The sequence below is a fragment of the Bradyrhizobium sp. genome (assembly GCF_027307225.1).
Classification (GTDB): domain Bacteria; phylum Pseudomonadota; class Alphaproteobacteria; order Rhizobiales; family Xanthobacteraceae; genus Bradyrhizobium.
In genome coordinates this window covers 44,064-61,067 of sequence record NZ_DAHUXJ010000028.1, presented here as the reverse complement: position 1 = coordinate 61,067, position 17,004 = coordinate 44,064, and the positions used below count along the sequence as shown (strand labels likewise).

Below are 17,004 nucleotides of genomic sequence, written 5' to 3'. Positions count from 1 at the left end.
CCGCGCGGAAGCGTCCGACCCATTTGGCGACCGTCTTCGGGGTGGTGTTGAACTGGCGCGCCGCGGCGGCCTTGCTCAACCCGCCCTCCACGACACATCGCACCATGGCCTCTCGACCTTTGGGCGTCAGGGGGGCATTCTCGTGGGTGTCCATTCGGTTCTCCGCGAATCGCTGGTGGTTTGGCGACTTCAGAGTTCCCGGTCAGGGCCGAATGGACAACCTCCTGAAAGCCCACAGCTAGACTTTCGCCCGGATTCGTCTTAGCTTGAGGGCTAATAAAAGCATAAAATAACCAAAAAATGAGGAATTAAATGAATTTTAAATGTGCGGCGCTGGCTTCGACCGTGGCTGCTTTGGTTTCAGGGGGAAGCGCCTCCGCGCTCACCTATGATTTGACGCTGAACAATTTTTCTGGCCAGACCGTCGGCACTGGGATGTTCACGGTCAACAACCCTATCCCTGGCAGTGGCCCAAGCACTTTTTCGGCTGGGGCCGGCCTCACTGGGCTAAGCTTCTCAATTGATGGGCACAACTTTTCCCTGGGTAACGAGCAATTTTTCAACCCGTACGTGACGTTTAATAACGGGGCGCTGACAGGTATTGCTTACCTCGGCAGTTTGAATGGGTTTCAACTAGATCTGGGCACCTTCAACCGGAATTACGAGTTCCTGAATTTGGCGAACTTCTCTGGCTCGGCAGGAACCATCTCGGATCATGTTTCCACAACTCCGCTTCCATCAGGGCTCCCGCTCTTCCTCACAGGCTTAGCGGCATTGGCGCTGTTCGGCTGGAAAAAGAAGCGAAGCATGCAGGCCGCGTGAGAACGCGCGAGTTACTTCTTCTTTGAATGGATGGCGCCCGCTGCCGGTGAATAATTTTTCACTTTGGACGAGCTTAGAGCTGGTCCGTTTGCGGCAGCGCTTTTGAAAGCTCTTGCGGAAAATCTGTCCTGCGCGAAGCCGCAGCATTGGCTTCCATCAATCGAAGCCATAAGATCGGGACCAACCCCGGCTGCAGACACGGGCGAGATGTCCTCTACACGCTAGTCTAGACGGGCTTTAACGGGTCTAGGCAGCGCCCCTGCGTCCCCCCCAGGCACCCTCACCCGCGCGAGCTTTGAAGCTCCTGAGCATCTTGCAGCCCGTTTCAAGCAGGCCGCTTGTAGTCCGGAAATCGGCTTACGACCGCGGCCCTCAAAAACTTGAAATGGCTAACGCTATCGGCGAGCGATTTCAGCCGCCGCTGTCCGTTCGATATCTCTTCGCTGAACAGGTCTTGGTGGTGGGTGTCCAATGGCTCTCGGTCGAGGTACTCGTCGCTCGCATTGCCGACAGTCACGGCGGCGCGCGCCAGCACATCCTCAACCCTCTGGCTCAGTCCCTTTTGCTCGTTCTCGGCTGCGCTCAGTACCGTCTCGATCGCATTCATGACGGTTTCGACGCGCTGACGGTCAGTCGCCTCGTCCCTTTCATGAGAGCGAACCTTGAAGTCTTCGCCTCCGGGACTGCCGCTTCGAGCAAGCTTGCGTAGAAACAGCTGGAACATGACTGGTTCGAACTCCCGCGACGATTCTCAAGGAAGCAAGCGAAAATCATTTAAGGGGTAGCTGAGCTGGGGGTTTCGCTTGAACTTGCTCAGCCTCGCGCACCGCCCATGCCATTCTCTTGACGCCCCAGCCCGCGTTCTTCGGGCACGATCTTTACCAGTCCGACATTTCTTCGACGATAACACGAATCATACCCTGAGCAAGCACCGCGCGTCATACCCTGAGCAAGCACCGCGCGCTGGGGCTCCTCAGCGAGCCAGCACGTTACACCGGCCGAGGCTGCTCGGGACTGGCCAGCGGCTCCTTCCACGCGTCGTAGCCGTAGACCCAATCCGGATTGGTGGGAGCCTTCAGCCACGTATTGGTGCGCGAACTGAGTTGCACACGCGACGTCCGTTCCCGTCGCGTCGCTTCGAATCGCCGGAAGGCGTTTGCCACGCCATCGCGATCGACGCCATCGAGGCAGCGTGACAGGACGGCCGCATCCTCGATCGCCATCGCTGCTCCCTGCGCCATATACGGCGTCATTGGGTGACAAGCATCGCCGAGCAATGTCACGTTGTCCTCGCACCAGCGCGGCAACGGGTCGCGGTCGACCAGCGCCCATTTATGCACCGAAGGACAGGCGTCGAGCACATGACGCACCTGCGGGTGGAAATCCGCAAAAGCCCGCCGAAGTTCGTTGACGTCGCCCATCGCCGACCACGATTCAACCGTGAAGCCGGGTGCGGGCTGGCTGGTCACGAAGTAGACTTCGCTGCGGTCCGGCTTCACGTAATAAACGACGATGTGGCGGTCAGGACCCCACCACTTGGTGCAATCGTCGATCGCGTAGCCGTTCAGAAGTGAGGCAGGAAACACCGTGCGATAGGCGATGCGTCCGGTAAAGTTGGGCTGATGGCGGCCGAACAGCTCGTCCTTGACAAAGGAATGAACACCGTCTGCCGCGATGACCGCATCCGCGATCGCGCTTGCGCCGTTGGCAAACCGCAGCTTGACGGTTTGGTCCGCAAGTTGCTCGAAGCCGATCAGCTTGTGGTCGAGACGAATGAGATCGGCGGGTACCGCACTCGCCAGCGCCGCATGCAGGTCGCCGCGATGAGCGAGAAGATATGGCGCGCCGTATTTTTCTTCCGCCACCGGGCCAAAAATCATGTCAAAGCGGATGTCGCCCGTATCGTATTCCCTGTTGTTCCATGAACGTGGATAGAACGCTCCACCGCGCAGCCTGGGCTCCAGGTCCCACGCCCGCAGAACCTTCATGGCATTGCAGCCGATCTGGATGCCGGCGCCGAGCCGCGCGAATTTCGTGGCCTGCTCGTAGACCATGACCTTCAGTCCGGCCCGCGTCAGCCCAGCGGCAGCCGCCAGACCGCCCATTCCTGCTCCAATGATCGCTACCGAGATTTTTTCCATCGCCGACATCTGCCGTCCTTGCCGCTGGATACAAGCTGTTGCCCACGTTCTGACCCGGAGCCGAACGCTCTCTGTAAGCTTAGCTTACGCAGGATGGATTTAAGTCATTAGCGTCCGTAGAGCTGTCATTCAATTCCGTCAGAACTCACGCTTGGGTTTTGAGCCGGCCGGAAACGAGCTAACCGCGAGCAACAACGGACCCTGGACCTATTGCTTGCCCCTGCCGTCACCTATTGATCCGCGGCAGCGAATCCTGAATCTCGCGCCTCCACCGGGCGCACCGTCGATTTCGATTCCGCCATGGTGCTGCCGCTCGATGACGCTCTGCGCCAAGGCTTGCGTGCGGTCAAATGCGCGACATTGCCGTACCGCAAGGCGTTTCCGATGATGTTCGACAGCGCGCGGGACAATGCGGCGCGATCGCCGGCGACGAAAAACGGCGCGAACTGCTCCTGATCGAGCGAGATCTGGCCGCCCGACATCCGCGCGACTTCGACTTCGTCAGCGACGAGGGCTTTTTCGATATCGCGCCGAAGGATCGACGTAAGGTCTAGTGCCCACTTTCCGAAGTCCGTGTTACATCTCAGCACGACCTTTCACGGACTTCGGAAAGCAATGGGCACTAGCAAACGTATTGATTCTAGTACCGCTTTTCTATTTGAAGTTCCTGAACAGAATTCGCCGCTTGTGGTGCAGGAACTTCAAATAGGCGGCACTAGAGCGGCTTGATCTCGAGTTTGCGGAATTTGACGACGCCCTTGTCGTTCGGCACGCCATTGGCGTCCTTGACGCCGAGACCGTGCTGGAGGGCGATGTGGCCACTGGACAATTTGGAATCCTGCGCGCCGTCAACCGTCTTCTGACCATTGAGAACGATGGTGAACGTCGAGCCCTTTGCAGTGATATCATAAGTATTCCACTTGCCGGCCGCATGCGGCATGGGATCGACCTTGGCGACGTTGACGATCGCGCCGGTGCCGTAGCTCGGATCGGGCCGCGCGTCCCAGATATTGACCTCATAGCAATTGCTCGCGCCGATCTTGTTGGGATCGGTGCAGCGAATGAAGACGCCGCTGTTGGAATCCGCTTCGACCCAGAACTCAGCCCTGATCTCGTAATCCTTGTATTCGTTCTTGGTGACCAGGAAGCCGTTGCCCTTGTCGGCCACGATCATGCCGTCCTCGACGCGCCAATTGGCGTCGCCGACCTTGGTAAAGCCATCGAGATTCTTGCCATCGAACAGCGTGATCCATCCGGTTTCGCTCGATGCCGGCTGCGACCAGGAAAGAGCAGCGAAGCCAAAGGCGAGCAAGGCAATCATGGACCGGCGCTTCATCGAAAATACTCCCCGTTGATGTTGTTCTTGATACTGGCTCGATCGAGCCGCTTTTCGATCGTGCCGACGATAGCAGGAGACAAATGCTCCGGGAAGCCAGCCGATGCCAGCACCCGAGACGTGACGAGGCCTAACAGGTCAACACAGTGTGAGCGACTAATGACCTTCAACCGGCGGGGGTGCCGTGGGTGTGAAAGGACTCGATCGTCTTCAGCCCACGCCTGCCCGTTCTTGCGTTCCTCCTCCGTCCAGACGATCGACTTCCAGTCCGGCGCCAGCATCAGCCGCGCCCCGCATTGGCGACCTCGACGCGATGGGACGGACCGCCGACCGCCAGCGCCTCAAAAGTTGGTAAACCAATTCCTAATTTCCGTTCGGACCCGGTCCGCGGCATCGGCGAGCCAAACTCTGCATTTTTGCTGGCGAACACGCGCCGGGCAGAAGCCCGGTCTGTGATCCCAGAACAAATTTGCAACACTCTAATCCGCTGCATTGCCAAAAACCGCTTAACCGTTTGTCCAGCGACAGACGGCATATTGGTGTCCACAAGACGCAATTCGTGACGGATCGGGTTCGGGCATCGTGACATCGTTTGGACGAGTGATTTTGGTGCGCGGCTCGCATGCGCGGGTCGGCCTGTTTGCCAACGGCAACGAGATGGGCCCGTCCGAGATACGGGCCACGGTGGGCCGGTTCATCAGCATTCGCTGCACCAGTTCCGTCATCGTTGCCATGGTCACCGAAGTGTCGAGTGAAAACCTGCCGACATCGGACAGCTACGTCGCCAGCGCCTCGGTCGACTTGCTGGGCGAAATCATGGGAACCCCGGACCGTCAGAAATTCCAGCGCGGCGTCACCAATTATCCGGCGATTGGCGATGCCGTCGAACTGATCAACAGCCAGGAATTGCGCACCATCTATGCACCTAGCGGTTCGGATCAGATCAATATCGGTACGCTGCAACAGGATCCCTCGGTCATCGCCTATGTCGATATCGAGGAAATGCTCTCCAAGCATTTTGCGGTGCTGGGATCGACCGGCGTCGGCAAGTCGACCGGCGTGTCATTGCTGCTGAACGAGATTCTCAAATCGCGGCCGACCTTGCGGGTTTTCCTGCTCGACGTTCACAACGAATATGGTCGCTGCTTCGGCGATCGCGCGCTGGTACTCAATCCACGCAATCTGAAGCTCCCATTCTGGCTGTTCAACTTCGAAGAAATCGTCGATGTGCTGTTCGCCGGCCGGCCCGGCGTACCGGAAGAACTCGACATTCTCGCCGAGGTCATTCCGGTCGCAAAAGCCATCTACACGCAGTACCAGAACACGGATCGCGTCGGATTGAAGCGCGTCGATCCAAAGTCGGGCGGCGGCTACACGCTCGACACACCGGTGCCCTACCGGCTGGTCGATCTGATCTCCCTGATCGACGAACGCATGGGCAAACTCGAAAACCGCTCTTCGCGCATCATCTATCACAAGCTGATCTCGCGCGTCGAAACCGTGCGCAACGATCCGCGCTATGCTTTCATGTTCGACAACGCCAATGTCGGCGGCGATACGATGGCCGAAGTCATCAGCCACCTGTTTCGGCTGCCATCCCAGGGCCGGCCAATGACGGTGATGCAACTCGCAGGCTTCCCCGCCGAGGTCATCGATTCCGTCGTGTCGGTGCTGTGCCGCATGGCATTCGATTTCGGGCTCTGGAGCGACGGCGTATCGCCGATGCTGTTTGTCTGCGAGGAAGCGCACCGCTACGCTTCGGCCGATCGCAATATCGGTTTCGGCCCGACCCGCAAGGCGGTGTCGCGGATCGCCAAGGAAGGCCGCAAATACGGCGTCTATCTCGGGCTCATCACGCAGCGGCCCGCCGAGCTCGATGCCACCATTATCTCCCAATGCAACACGCTGTTCACGATGCGCCTCGCCAACGAGCGCGACCAGGCGCTGCTGCGCTCGGCCGTCTCGGACGCGGCCGCGAACCTGTTGTCCTTCGTTCCCTCGCTCGGCACGCGCGAAGTACTCGCCTTCGGCGAAGGCGTGGCGCTGCCGACCCGTTTGCGCTTCAAGGAGGTGCCCGTTCACCAACTGCCGCGCGGCGAAGCCACGATATCGACGGTGCCGTCGGCTACTTCAGGGCACGACATGCACTTCGTCGGCGCGGTGCTGGAGCGCTGGCGCGGCGCGACGTCAAATCGCGACAACGCGAACGATCCCACCTTCGAGCGCCCCGTCTCGCGCACGCCCAGCACCGTGGAAGCTCCGATGCTGCAGCCGTCGCTGGGGCTCGATCCGGACCGCTTCTCGCTCTTGAAGAAGCCGCTCCGTTAAAGCGCCATTTCCGCACTGCCGGAGAGCACCGGGTTCGACTTTGCGCGGACGCGTTTTATGATTATTGTCGACGCTTCCATTGAGCGGAAGCCTCGACATGACCCGACCTGATATTTCGCGTTTCCCGGTTCCCGCGGTCAAAGACCTGCCGGAAGACATCCGCACCCGCCTGCTCGCGGTGCAGGAAAAATCCGGCTTCATCCCGAACGTGTTCCTGACGCTGGCTTTTCGTCCCGACGAATTTCGCGCCTTCTTTGCCTATCACGACGCACTGATGGACAAGGACAGTGGCCTGACCAAGGCCGAGCGCGAGATGATCGTGGTTGCGACATCGAGCGCCAACCAGTGCCAGTATTGCGTGATCGCGCACGGCGCGATCTTGCGGATCCGGGCCAAGAACCCGCTCATCGCCGACCAGATTGCCGCGAACTACCGCAAGGCCGATATCACGCCGCGTCAGCGCGCGATGCTGGATTTCGCGATGAAGGTAAGCCAGGAGGCGCAGCTGGTTTCAGACGCCGACTTTGCCGCGCTCTCGGCGCACGGATTCAGCGACGACGACATTTGGGACATCGCCGCGGTATCGGCATTTTTCGGACTGTCGAACCGTTTGGCCAACGTTAGCGCGATGCGGCCGAACGATGAATTTTATCTGATGGGACGTCTGCCGAAGGCATAAGGCGACGACGGCACTCCGGCAATCAACCTTCGGCGGGCCCGCACCAGCCGGGCAGATAGATGGCGTCGTGGCTCTTTGCGAACGCCAGGCTCTTTTCGATCGCTTTCTCAAAATTGTCATCGACCACCTTCGTCGAGATTTTCCGGCGCAGGAAATCGGCCCAGAGAAACTCGCTGAACGGCGTCGTATCCTTGGCAAATCCGCCGACCCGGCGAAGCTCGCCGGCGAGGCTGCGGAATGGATCGTCCTTCAATTCCGTGATCGACTTCGGCAGATCCTTGAAATGCCGGCGTTCGCCCCTGGCGTCGTACGGGTAGACCCAGCGCTTGTTGTCCATCACGCCCCAGAAGGCATCCCGTTCGACCATGCTGAGATCGCCGATCACGGTGACGAGAATATCCTTTACGCCTTCGTCATGCAGCGCGCGCGCCAGGTGATGATGGTCGACGACATAGTACCGCTTGTCCGGTCCGCGAACCACCGGGATCATATGCTTGCCGAGCGACTCCGCCTGCTTTTGCTTTTTTTGTTCGCGCCAGCGTTTGCGCTTCTCTTTCACCTCCCTCAACCCGACCGTCATTTGGGTCGGCCGAAGCGACAGAATCGGAATCGGGTGGATCATCGGTTCGCGCAAGTTCGACATGACTGAAATCTCCATGAAAATAGGCCACTAGTACCGCCGATCTGAAGTCCCTGCAGCACAAGCGGCGAATTCGATCAGGGACTTCAGATCGATAAAGCGGTACTAGAATCAATAGGTTTGTGAGTAGCCCATGGCTTTCCGAAGTTCGTGAAGGTGTATGCTGCGATGGAGCACGAACTTCGGAAAGTGGGCACGTGCTGGTTCGATTATGGCATGATGGAACTTGCGATCAATCGCCTTCGCCCAGAGGGCGCATGACAACAACGAGCCGCCCACCTCTTGCGAGGCAAGCCAATCGGCCGGCCGGACCAACCATCGAGAGAGCCTGAGAACATGATGAGCAGCTTGAAGGACCGGATGTCGAAGTCCTCTGTCGTCCGGCTCGGCGATCGCGAAATCGTCGCCGACGGACTTCGTCTCAGCTTCTGGGCTGATGTCAGCCATCGCTGCATGACCGCGTCGTGGCCTTCCTTCATCGCCGGCGCGATGACGATTTTCGTCGTCTTCAACGCAGGCTTCGGCCTGCTCTACTGGTTCGGCAACGACCCCGTCTCGAACGTCAGGCATAGCGATTATCTCGACTATCTCTATTTCAGCATCGAGACGCTCTCGACCGCCGGTTACGGCGACATGCACCCGCAAACCCACTACGGCCACTTCGTTTCCGCGGTCGAGTTGTTCACGGGCATCTTCTCGATGTCGGTCATGACCGGACTAATCTTTGCCCGCTTTTCGCGGCCGAGCGCCCGCCTGCTGTTCGCCAACAATCCGGTCATATCAGTGCGCGAAGGAAAGCCAACTTTGATGGTCCGCCTTGCCAACGAGCGCCACAACATCATTGGCAACGCGACGGCGCGGCTATGGGTGTTGAAAAACATCGTCAGCGCCGACGGGGAGTCCCTGCGCCGTTTCAGCGAGCTTTCCCTGGAGAAAAACGAGCACCCTGCGCTCGCGTTGACCTGGACGCTTTATCACACCATCGATGAAACGAGCGCGCTGTACGATCTGGATGCAGACGGCATGAAAGCTGCCAGCGTAACACTCGTGGTCGTCGTGTCCGGCTACGACGTTGTTGCGGCGCAAACGGTTCATGCCCGCCAAACATACGATCACACCAAATTCCGGTTCGGCCAGCGCTATGCCGATATTCTCGATGAAATGGAGGGAGGTCGGGTTCGAATCGACTACGGCAGGTTCCATGACACCGTGGACGCGTGAATCTTCCGAGCCTCCGACTATTCTTATTTCTACTTCGGCAAACAAAGCAGGCGTGCTACTGCTGATGCAGCTATCCCGGAGCTGGCATCCGTGAGACCCCAGCGACCCATCGTATCGGCCCCGCCGGAAGACGAGCACATTGTGCTCCAGTTTCGGCCGCGCCCCGGATCGCCCCTCGCCCGGCGCGGAAATCATTCTCCTTTTGGCCACCGGCTGGAAGTCGCCAACGATCTGTCGCGCTATGAGCGCGTCCCGGAAGAAGCGGATGACTACCGGCAGCGGATGCTGGCGAACATGGCCGCTTTCGCCTTCACGATGGCCTTGCTGGCGATCGGCATATGGCTGACCGTGAGCATCGCCCACCTGCGCCGAACCCAGGATTGTGTCCTGATGGGACGCCACGATTGCGTCCAGATTGCCATGCCACATAATTAGCCGTGCGCCGGCGAACGCTTGGTTCATCAATGGTTTTCGGCAAATTGGTGCCTTGTCGCCTGAAATCGGCGACTACCGGTATCGGCTAGCTCCATTGAACTCGCCGCGGCGCTCCGATATACGGGCTTTCAGCCCCGGGTGGTGGATAGGGTCGGTCCGGGGCTGAGCTGCCACCATTCCAGCTATGCGGAATTTACCTCCAATATTTCAAAGGCTTAGTGATGTCCTCTACATTCGATCAGGTGGCAACGATTATCGCTGAAACCTGCGACATACCGCGCGATACGATCACGCCGGAGAGCCACGCGATCGATGATCTGGGGATCGACAGCCTCGATTTCCTCGATATCGCCTTTGCAATCGACAAGGCGTTCGGAATCAAGCTGCCGCTGGAGAAATGGACCCAGGAAGTCAATGATGGCAAGGCGACCACCGAACAATACTTTGTCCTGAAAAACTTGAGCGCTCGGATCGACGAACTGGTCGCGGCCAAGGGCGCCGGCGCCTAATCGCGCGAAGATGCAACTTGAATACTTCCACCTGATCGATCGCATCGTCGACCTCAATGTCGGCGACAAGAAGATTGTCGTCGAAGCGCAGGTTCCGAAGCAGAGCACGATCTTCGAGGGACACTTTCCCGGCTATCCCCTGATGCCGGGCGTGTTGTTGATCGAATCGATGGCGCAGGCCTCCGGCTGGCTGTTGCTCGGCCTGCTCAAGTTCGAGCGCATGCCGATTCTCGCCGCTGTGAAGGACGCCAAGGTGCGCGGCTCGGTCTTCCCGGGTGAACTCATCACCATTGAAGCCAGCCTCGTCCACGAAGGCTCGGGCTATGCCTTGACCGAAGCGAAGATTCGCGTCGGCGGCAAGCTGCGGGCGAACTCGACGCTCACCTTTACACTGATCCCCTTCCCCAATTCGGACATGCGCGGATACATGAACTCGGTAGCCGAGCGCGTCGGATTCCCGCATCAGGCGATAGCCCATGACTGAGACGAAACCTGCAACGGAAGTCTGGATCACCGGCATCGGCCTTGCGACCTCGCTCGGCGAGGGACTGGACGCCCATTGGGACGCGCTCAATCAGCATCGCATCAATGTCGACGAGAAGGGCTTTGCGCCTTGCGTCGTGCATCCGCTGGCGCCCCTTAACCTCGACACGCAGATTCCGAAGAAAGGCGATCAGCGCCAGATGGAAGCCTGGCAGCGGATCGGCACCTATGCGGCCGGACTCGCACTGGAATCGGCAGGCGTCAAGGGCAATGCCGAAATCCTCTCTCGCATGGACATGGTAGTCGCGGCCGGCGGCGGTGAGCGCGACCTTGCAGTCGATTCGAACGTCCTGAGCCTGGAAGCGAAGGGCAATTCGGCGCCCGGATTCCTCAACGAGCGGCTGATGAGCGATCTGCGGCCGACGCTGTTTCTGGCACAGCTTTCCAATCTTCTCGCCGGCAATATCGCCATCGTTCACGGCGTCACCGGTTCATCCCGCACCTTCATGGGCGAGGAAGCGGCTGGCGTCGACGCCACCCGGATCGCGCTCGCCCGCATCGCGGCCGGCCAGAGCGATATTGCGCTGATCGGCGGCTCACAGAACGGCGAACGCAAGGATCTGCTCGTTCTCTACGAATTCGGCGGCTTCAATCTCAAGAAAAAATTTGCGCCCGTGTGGGCGCGCGGCGAGTCCGGCGGCTTCGCTCTGGGATCCGGCGGCGCGTTTCTCGTGATTGAATCCAAGGCCCATGCCGAAGCACGCGGCGCGAAACCGTTTGCCCGGCTCGTCAACGTCGTCGCCGACATGGCCCGTCGCAAGCAGGCCGGCGATGTGAGGTCCACGCTGGAGAAGCTGTGGGCGAAGCTCGGCAAGGTCGGCGACAAGGCCGCCATCATCACCGGCGCGACCGGCGCGGAGCCTGCGACCTCCGAAGAGATCGCCTTTCTCAAGGCCCATCCAGGGCTTCCGGTCCGCGCGACCGGAACGGTGCTCGGCCATACCATGGAAGCGCAATTCCCGCTTGGGCTTGCGCTGGCGGCGCTGTCGCTGTCGCGCGGCTCGCTGTTTCCGCCGGACGGCAAGTCCGCTCTCGAGGTTGAAATGTCGCAAGGCCCGTCCCAGATTGTCGTCATCGGAACTGGCCATTGGCGCGGCGAAGGCATGGCACTGGTCGAATCGGTGAAGTGAGCTTTGGGGGAAACCATGACAGCGACGCGCGATAAGTTCGGCAGGCCGATTGTCGTCGTGACCGGCATGGGCGTCGTCACCTCGCTTGGCGCGGGCAAAACCGACAACTGGAAAAAACTGACCGCGGGCGAATCAGGCATTCGCACCATTACCCGCTTCCCGACCGACGGGTTGAAGACCACGATGGCCGGCACCATCGATTTCATTCCGGTCGAGCCGTTCTCGTCCACTCTTCTCGCCGAGCGGCTCGGCGGACTGGCCGCCGAGGAAGCCATCGCTCAGGCCAGGATCGGCACCAAAGGCGATTTCCCCGGCCCGCTGTTCCTTGCGGTCGCCCCCGTAGAGGTCGAATGGCCGCAGCGGCAGGAACTCGGACGCGCGATCGGATCTTCCACCGAAATCAACTACGACGCCATGCTGCGGGTCTCCGGCGGCGGGCGCTATACCGCCTATCACCGGCGGTTTCTGTTCGGTTCGGTCGCAGACCAACTGGCCGAGACATTCGGCACCAAGGGTTCGCCCATCTCCCTGTCGACAGCCTGTGCTTCAGGCGCCACCGCTATTCAGCTCGGCGTCGAGGCGATCCGGCGTGGCGAAGCCGACGCCACGCTCTGTGTTGCCACCGACGGCTCCGTCAATCCGGAAGGATTGGTGCGTTTCTCCCTGCTCTCGGCATTGTCGACGCACAATGATCCTCCGCAAGCGGCTGCCCGGCCGTTTTCAAAGAACCGCGACGGCTTTGTCATGGCCGAGGGTGCGGGCGCGCTGGTGCTGGAAAGCCTCGAAGCCGCCACCGCGCGCGGCGCCAAGATTCTAGGCGTCGTGACCGGCTGCGGCGAACTCGCCGACTCCTTCCACCGCACCCGCTCCAGCCCCGACGGCAAGCCGATCATCGGCTGCGTGCGCAACGCGCTCGCCGACGCCGGCGTCACCTCCGAACAGATCGATTATATCAACGCGCACGGCACCGGCACGCCCGAAAACGACAAGATGGAATATCTTGGGATCTCCTCGGTGTTCGGCGAACGCGCCCAGCAAATTCCGGTGTCGTCGAACAAGTCGATGGTCGGGCATACGCTGTCGGCGGCGGGCGCGGTCGAGGCGATTTTCTCGCTGCTCACGCTCGAGCATCAACGAATTCCACCGACCATCAACTATGAGGTTCCGGATCCGGCCATTCCCTTCGACGTGGTCCCGAACAAGGCTCGGGACGCGCGCGTCACGACGGTGATGTCGAACTCCTTCGGCTTCGGCGGTCAGAATGCCTCGCTGGTTCTGACCCGTGAACCGGTTTAGCTCGGACATCTTTCGCACCCGCGCCGCTATGCCGGGAACGCCGGCACGCTTTCGGCCCAGTCATCGTTGATCCCTGATGTCCCCCCTGCTGCTTCGCGCCAGAGCAAAGATTCGCGACGCGACCAAACCGATCGGAGAGGCCTTGGTTGGCGCCGTGACGATCGGCCTCCTGCGCACGCTGCGCTATTTCGATCCGATCGAGACAGCCAATTTTCTCGGTCGTATCACCCGCCTGATCGGTCCTCTTACCCGCGAGCAGCGGATCGGCCGCGCCAATCTGACGGCGGCCTTCCCCGAGAAATCACCGGAGGAAATCGAAACCATTCTTTCCGGCGTTTGGGACAATCTCGGGCGCCTAGGCGCCGAGTTCGCTCATCTCGATCATATCTGGGAGCATGATCCTGCTTTCCCCGAGAAAAGCAGGATCGAGATCGGGCCGCGGACGCATGAGCTGTTCGCCAAGCTCCGCCTCGACGAGAAGCCCGCGCTGATCTTTGCCAGCCATCTCGGCAACTGGGAACTGCCGGCGGTGGCGGCTGCCGCGCATGGGCTTGACGCGGCAACTCTGTTTCGCCGGCCCAACAGCGCTTCTGCCAATCGGATCATCGAAGAATTGCGAGCGGTCAAGATGGGAACGCTCATTCCCGCCGGTCGCGACGCGCCGCTGAAGATGGCCGAAGCATTACGCAACGGCCAGCACGTCGCCATGCTGGTCGACCAATACTTCACCAATGGCGTGGAAGTGACGTTCTTCGGCCGCAAGACCAAGGCCAACCCGACACTGGCGCGCCTGCTGCGGCAAATCGATTGCCCGATCCACGGAACGCGCATCATTCGCCTGCCCGGTCATCGCTTCCGCGCGGAGCTATCGGAAGAGATCGAACCGGTGCGCGACGCTTCCGGGCAGATCGACGTCCAGGGCACCATGCAGGCCATCACGTCGGTGGTCGAGGGATGGATCCGCGAATATCCGGATCAATGGCTCTGGCTGCACCGTCGCTGGCGCTAGTGCCCACTTTCCGAAGTTCGTGCTCCATCGCAGCCCCCACCTTCACGAACTTCGGAAAGTCATGGGCTACTCACAAAATTATTGATTCTAGTACCGCTTTATCGATCTGAAGTCCCTGATCGAATTCGCCGCTTGTTGTGCAGGGACTTCAGATCGGCGGTACTAGCGCCCGGTCTTCACTCTGGTCCAGAGCCGGTTGATGATGCGCTGTGTCGCGGGGTCACGTGCCGTGATGACAAAGAGTTTCGCGAACGTTGCCCCATCCGGATAGATGTTCCTGTCATTGAGGATCTTCGGATCGATCAGCTTCTGGCTCGCCAGATTGCCGTTAGCATAAGACAGGAAGTTGGAATTCCTCGCCGCAATGTCGGGCCGGTAGAGGAAATCGATCAGTTCATAGGCTTCCTTGACATGCTTCGCATCGGCAGGGATCGCCAGATTATCGAAGAACATCTGCGCACCCTCCTTCGGAATTGCATAACCGATCGCGATTCCGTTCTTGGCTTCGGCCGCGCGGCTTCGCGCCTGCATGATGTCGCCTGACCAGCCGACCACCAGACAAATCTCGCCGGTCGCGAGCGCACTCAAATATTCAGAGGAATGAAACTTGCGAACGTAAGGGCGGATTTTGCTGACGAGATCGGCCGCCTTTTCCAGATCGGCCTGCTTTGTCGAGTTCGGATCGAGCCCGAGATAGTTGAGCGCCGCCGGGAAAATATCGTCGGGCGAATCCAGCATGTGGACGCCGCAATCCTTGAACTTGGCGAGGTTCTCCGGCTTGAAAACGATATCCCAGCTGTCGATCTTCGCACCGCGGCCGAGGATGTTCTCCACCATCTTAACGTTATAGCCAATGCCGGTGGTGCCCCACATGTAGTTGGCGCCGTACTGATTGCCGGGATCATAGGTGGCGAGCCGCACCGTGACGATCGGCCATGCGTTGGCGAGGTTCGGCAGCTTCGATTTGTCGAGCTTCTGGAAGACGCCGGCCTTGATCTGGCGCTGCAGGAAATAGGCCGTCGGCACCACGACGTCGTAGCCGGACTTGCCGGCCAGCAGCCGCGTCTCCAGCGTCTCATTGGCGTCGAAGGTGTCGTACACGACCTTGATGCCCGTCTCGCGCGTGAAGTCCTCCAGCACCCCCGGAGCCATGTAGCTCGACCAGTTGTAGAAATTGACGGTGCGTTCCTCGGCTCTCACGAGCGCTGGCAGCGCCAGGAACATGGCGGCCACGACAACGGCAAACCGAATTTGCTGCGTGAGGCGGGCGCGGGACCGCATCCTTATGCTCCGCTATCGTCGACGCACCGCATCGGACAAACGCTCCAGTGCGGCATCGAGCGTTGCATCCCTCTTGGCAAAGCAGAAGCGCACGACCGTGGTCACGGGTTCCTGCTCGTAGAAGGCCGAGACCGGAATGGCCGCGACCTTGTAGCCGGTGACGATCCGCTTGCAGAACGCCTCGTCGGTCTCGTTCAGGCCAAGCGGCGACAAATCGACGGTGAGGAAATAGGTGCCCTGCGAACGCAGCACCGGGAAACCAAGACTTTCAAGACCTTTCGTCAGCCGGTCGCGGCTGCGCGCGAGATCCTTGCGCATCTCGTGAAAATAGTCGTCGGGCTTGCCGAGACCATAAGCGACGGCGGCCTGCAGGTTTGGCGCCGTGGTGAAGGTCAAAAACTGATGCACCTTGGCGGCAACCCGCAGCAGCGGCGGCGCGGCGCAGACAAAGCCAATCTTCCATCCGGTGAGTGAAAAGATCTTTCCTGCAGAGCCGACCTTGATGGTGCGATCGCGCATGCCGGGAATGGTGATCAGCGGAATATGCTGCCGCCCGTCGAAGATGACATGCTCCCAGACCTCGTCGCAGATCGCGACCGCGTCGAATTCCTGGCAGTATCGCGCCAGGAGTTCGAGGTCTTCGCGCGGGTAGACAACCGCGGCCGGATTGAGCGGATTATTGAACAGAACCGCCTTGGTCTTGCGGTTGAAGACGCCGCGCAGCGCCTCGTCAGTCAAGCGCCAGTGCGGCGGCTCGAGCCGCACCAGACGCGGAATGCCGCCGGCCTGGCGGATGATCGGGAGATAGGAATCGTAGACCGGCTGGAAGACGACCACTTCGTCACCGGGCTCGACCACCGCCAGAATGGCTGACGTCAACGCCTCGGTGCCGCCCGACGTCACCATCACCTCGGTCATGGGATCGAGCTTGAGGTCGTGCCAGTGCTGATAGTGCGTAGCAATCGCCTGCCGCAACTCCGGGATACCCATCATCGAAGGGTATTGGTTATAGCCATTCAGGACGGCATCGGCCGCGGCGCTGCGAATATCCTCCGGACCCGGATCGTCCGGAAAGCCCTGACCGAGATTGATCGCATTGTTGTCGCGGGCAAGCTGCGACATCGCCTCAAAGACGGTGACCGGCAGATCGCCAAATACCTTGTTGATGGAAGTCATCGGAACGATCAGCCGCCCGAATTCGTCGGCAAACCCGCGCCCTTCCAGGCCAGCATCCCGCCCGCGAGATGCTTGTCGTACGGCAAACCGGCGGCCTGCGCCGCCAGCGAGGCGGTGACCGATCGCTTGCCGGAGCGGCAGGCAAAGACCACCTGTTTGCCCTTGGGATCAGGAATGGCGTGGGGATCAAAGCTCGATAGCGGCACCACAACCGCGCCGGGATAGGCATCGACCGCGATTTCATTGGGCTCGCGAACATCGACCAGAAGATATCGTCCCTCGGTCATGCCGCGGGATACTTCTTCAACCGTCAAATCGTCTACCCGATGCCCTTGATCCGTCACTTACTCCTCCACCCGATCGGGTCGCTTTCGGCCGCCAAAATCGCCACTAGTGTCCCAGTTCTGACATTCGTATCCCGTCGCAGCGAACTCGTTTAAGAATGTCAGAACCAAAGG

Annotated in this window: 19 protein-coding genes and 1 pseudogene; 11 read left to right on the top strand and 9 right to left on the bottom strand. The window is 60.1% G+C overall.

Annotation, left to right across the window (positions count from 1 at the left end):
- Positions 1 to 154 (bottom strand): helix-turn-helix domain-containing protein (locus M6D32_RS05060; protein ID WP_298253987.1); only part of this gene is annotated, 154 nt, incomplete at its 3' end.
- A gap of 158 nt (positions 155 to 312) precedes the next feature.
- Between M6D32_RS05060 and M6D32_RS05055 the strand changes: the two genes are divergently transcribed.
- Positions 313 to 822: a hypothetical protein gene (locus tag M6D32_RS05055; RefSeq protein WP_298253981.1), complete on the top strand. Its 510-nt coding sequence runs from the start codon at positions 313 to 315 to the stop codon at positions 820 to 822.
- Positions 823 to 1,147: 325 nt separating this feature from the next.
- Here M6D32_RS05055 and M6D32_RS05050 read toward each other — a convergent pair whose 3' ends face one another.
- Positions 1,148 to 1,546: a hypothetical protein gene (locus M6D32_RS05050; RefSeq protein ID WP_298253979.1), complete on the bottom strand. Its 399-nt coding sequence runs from the start codon at positions 1,544 to 1,546 to the stop codon at positions 1,148 to 1,150.
- Positions 1,547 to 1,811: 265 nt separating this feature from the next.
- Positions 1,812 to 2,972 (bottom strand): FAD-dependent monooxygenase, encoded by a 1,161-nt coding sequence (locus tag M6D32_RS05045; protein WP_298253977.1) that lies wholly within the window; start codon positions 2,970 to 2,972, stop codon positions 1,812 to 1,814.
- A gap of 341 nt (positions 2,973 to 3,313) precedes the next feature.
- Between M6D32_RS05045 and M6D32_RS05040 the strand changes: the two genes are divergently transcribed.
- Complete coding sequence (locus M6D32_RS05040; RefSeq protein ID WP_298253975.1) at positions 3,314 to 3,517, top strand: hypothetical protein; 204 nt, start codon at positions 3,314 to 3,316, stop codon at positions 3,515 to 3,517.
- Positions 3,518 to 3,678: 161 nt separating this feature from the next.
- Here M6D32_RS05040 and M6D32_RS05035 read toward each other — a convergent pair whose 3' ends face one another.
- Positions 3,679 to 4,299: a DUF1080 domain-containing protein gene (locus tag M6D32_RS05035; protein WP_298253973.1), complete on the bottom strand. Its 621-nt coding sequence runs from the start codon at positions 4,297 to 4,299 to the stop codon at positions 3,679 to 3,681.
- Positions 4,300 to 4,465: 166 nt separating this feature from the next.
- Positions 4,466 to 4,592: pseudogene (locus tag M6D32_RS05030) on the bottom strand (catechol 2,3-dioxygenase); the annotation flags it as partial.
- 289 nt (positions 4,593 to 4,881) lie between these two features.
- On the opposite strand from M6D32_RS05030, the gene M6D32_RS05025 reads away from it, so the two are divergent.
- Positions 4,882 to 6,627 carry a DUF87 domain-containing protein gene (locus M6D32_RS05025; protein WP_298253971.1) on the top strand — a complete coding sequence of 582 codons (1,746 nt, stop codon included), beginning with the start codon at positions 4,882 to 4,884 and terminating at the stop codon, positions 6,625 to 6,627.
- A 97-nt stretch (positions 6,628 to 6,724) separates the two neighbouring features.
- Positions 6,725 to 7,306, top strand: a complete 582-nt coding sequence (locus tag M6D32_RS05020; protein WP_298253970.1) for a peroxidase-related enzyme — start codon at positions 6,725 to 6,727, stop codon at positions 7,304 to 7,306.
- 22 nt (positions 7,307 to 7,328) lie between these two features.
- On the opposite strand, the gene M6D32_RS05015 is transcribed toward M6D32_RS05020, so the two are convergent.
- Positions 7,329 to 7,949 (bottom strand): ParB-like protein, encoded by a 621-nt coding sequence (locus M6D32_RS05015; RefSeq protein ID WP_298253969.1) that lies wholly within the window; start codon positions 7,947 to 7,949, stop codon positions 7,329 to 7,331.
- Positions 7,950 to 8,285: 336 nt separating this feature from the next.
- On the opposite strand from M6D32_RS05015, the gene M6D32_RS05010 reads away from it, so the two are divergent.
- From M6D32_RS05010 to M6D32_RS04980, 7 genes are all read left to right on the top strand, one after another.
- Positions 8,286 to 9,167 carry an ion channel gene (locus tag M6D32_RS05010; RefSeq protein ID WP_298253968.1) on the top strand — a complete coding sequence of 294 codons (882 nt, stop codon included), beginning with the start codon at positions 8,286 to 8,288 and terminating at the stop codon, positions 9,165 to 9,167.
- Positions 9,168 to 9,257: 90 nt separating this feature from the next.
- The gene (locus M6D32_RS05005; protein WP_298253967.1) at positions 9,258 to 9,602 is read left to right on the top strand and encodes a hypothetical protein; all 345 of its coding nucleotides are present in this window, start codon (positions 9,258 to 9,260) and stop codon (positions 9,600 to 9,602) included.
- A gap of 221 nt (positions 9,603 to 9,823) precedes the next feature.
- A complete protein-coding gene (locus M6D32_RS05000) occupies positions 9,824 to 10,111 on the top strand; it encodes an acyl carrier protein (protein WP_298253966.1) in 288 nt (95 codons plus the stop codon).
- Between the two features lie 10 nt (positions 10,112 to 10,121).
- Positions 10,122 to 10,595, top strand: coding sequence for a 3-hydroxyacyl-ACP dehydratase FabZ family protein (locus M6D32_RS04995; protein ID WP_298253965.1), 474 nt, complete (start codon positions 10,122 to 10,124; stop codon positions 10,593 to 10,595).
- Entirely contained in the window at positions 10,588 to 11,784 is a 1,197-nt protein-coding gene (locus tag M6D32_RS04990; RefSeq protein ID WP_298253964.1) for a beta-ketoacyl-ACP synthase, read from the top strand. Before M6D32_RS04995 ends, M6D32_RS04990 begins: the two co-directional genes overlap by 8 nt.
- 15 nt (positions 11,785 to 11,799) lie before the next feature.
- On the top strand, positions 11,800 to 13,080 hold the full coding sequence (locus M6D32_RS04985; RefSeq protein WP_298253963.1) for a beta-ketoacyl-ACP synthase: 1,281 nt from the start codon (positions 11,800 to 11,802) through the stop codon (positions 13,078 to 13,080).
- 76 nt (positions 13,081 to 13,156) lie between these two features.
- A complete protein-coding gene (locus tag M6D32_RS04980; protein WP_298253962.1) occupies positions 13,157 to 14,089 on the top strand; it encodes a lipid A biosynthesis lauroyl acyltransferase in 933 nt (310 codons plus the stop codon).
- Positions 14,090 to 14,251: 162 nt separating this feature from the next.
- Here the strand turns inward: M6D32_RS04980 and M6D32_RS04975 are convergent, their stop codons facing one another.
- The 3 genes from M6D32_RS04975 to M6D32_RS04965 form a co-directional block, all read right to left on the bottom strand.
- Positions 14,252 to 15,313, bottom strand: coding sequence for a polyamine ABC transporter substrate-binding protein (locus M6D32_RS04975; protein WP_298253985.1), 1,062 nt, complete (start codon positions 15,311 to 15,313; stop codon positions 14,252 to 14,254).
- Positions 15,314 to 15,382: 69 nt separating this feature from the next.
- The gene (locus M6D32_RS04970) at positions 15,383 to 16,546 is read right to left on the bottom strand and encodes an aminotransferase (protein ID WP_298253961.1); all 1,164 of its coding nucleotides are present in this window, start codon (positions 16,544 to 16,546) and stop codon (positions 15,383 to 15,385) included.
- A gap of 8 nt (positions 16,547 to 16,554) precedes the next feature.
- Complete coding sequence (locus M6D32_RS04965) at positions 16,555 to 16,890, bottom strand: rhodanese-like domain-containing protein (RefSeq protein ID WP_298253960.1); 336 nt, start codon at positions 16,888 to 16,890, stop codon at positions 16,555 to 16,557.
- Between the last annotated feature and the right edge of the window lie 114 nt (positions 16,891 to 17,004).

What these genes read in the sequence shown, in the direction of transcription:
- M6D32_RS04975 (WP_298253985.1), bottom strand. Translation starts at nt 15,313, where the DNA reads ATGTTCCTGGCGCTGCCAGCGCTCGTGAGAGCCGAGGAACGCACCGTC.
- M6D32_RS04985 (WP_298253963.1), top strand. Translation starts at nt 11,800, where the DNA reads ATGACAGCGACGCGCGATAAGTTCGGCAGGCCGATTGTCGTCGTGACC.
- M6D32_RS04990 (WP_298253964.1), top strand. Translation starts at nt 10,588, where the DNA reads ATGACTGAGACGAAACCTGCAACGGAAGTCTGGATCACCGGCATCGGC.
- M6D32_RS05045 (WP_298253977.1), bottom strand. Translation starts at nt 2,972, where the DNA reads ATGTCGGCGATGGAAAAAATCTCGGTAGCGATCATTGGAGCAGGAATG.
- M6D32_RS05010 (WP_298253968.1), top strand. Translation starts at nt 8,286, where the DNA reads ATGAGCAGCTTGAAGGACCGGATGTCGAAGTCCTCTGTCGTCCGGCTC.
- M6D32_RS05040 (WP_298253975.1), top strand. Translation starts at nt 3,314, where the DNA reads ATGCGCGACATTGCCGTACCGCAAGGCGTTTCCGATGATGTTCGACAG.
- M6D32_RS05050 (WP_298253979.1), bottom strand. Translation starts at nt 1,546, where the DNA reads ATGTTCCAGCTGTTTCTACGCAAGCTTGCTCGAAGCGGCAGTCCCGGA.
- M6D32_RS05055 (WP_298253981.1), top strand. Translation starts at nt 313, where the DNA reads ATGAATTTTAAATGTGCGGCGCTGGCTTCGACCGTGGCTGCTTTGGTT.
- M6D32_RS04970 (WP_298253961.1), bottom strand. Translation starts at nt 16,546, where the DNA reads ATGACTTCCATCAACAAGGTATTTGGCGATCTGCCGGTCACCGTCTTT.
- M6D32_RS04980 (WP_298253962.1), top strand. Translation starts at nt 13,157, where the DNA reads ATGTCCCCCCTGCTGCTTCGCGCCAGAGCAAAGATTCGCGACGCGACC.
- M6D32_RS05035 (WP_298253973.1), bottom strand. Translation starts at nt 4,299, where the DNA reads ATGAAGCGCCGGTCCATGATTGCCTTGCTCGCCTTTGGCTTCGCTGCT.
- M6D32_RS04995 (WP_298253965.1), top strand. Translation starts at nt 10,122, where the DNA reads ATGCAACTTGAATACTTCCACCTGATCGATCGCATCGTCGACCTCAAT.
- M6D32_RS05015 (WP_298253969.1), bottom strand. Translation starts at nt 7,949, where the DNA reads ATGTCGAACTTGCGCGAACCGATGATCCACCCGATTCCGATTCTGTCG.
- M6D32_RS05000 (WP_298253966.1), top strand. Translation starts at nt 9,824, where the DNA reads ATGTCCTCTACATTCGATCAGGTGGCAACGATTATCGCTGAAACCTGC.
- M6D32_RS05020 (WP_298253970.1), top strand. Translation starts at nt 6,725, where the DNA reads ATGACCCGACCTGATATTTCGCGTTTCCCGGTTCCCGCGGTCAAAGAC.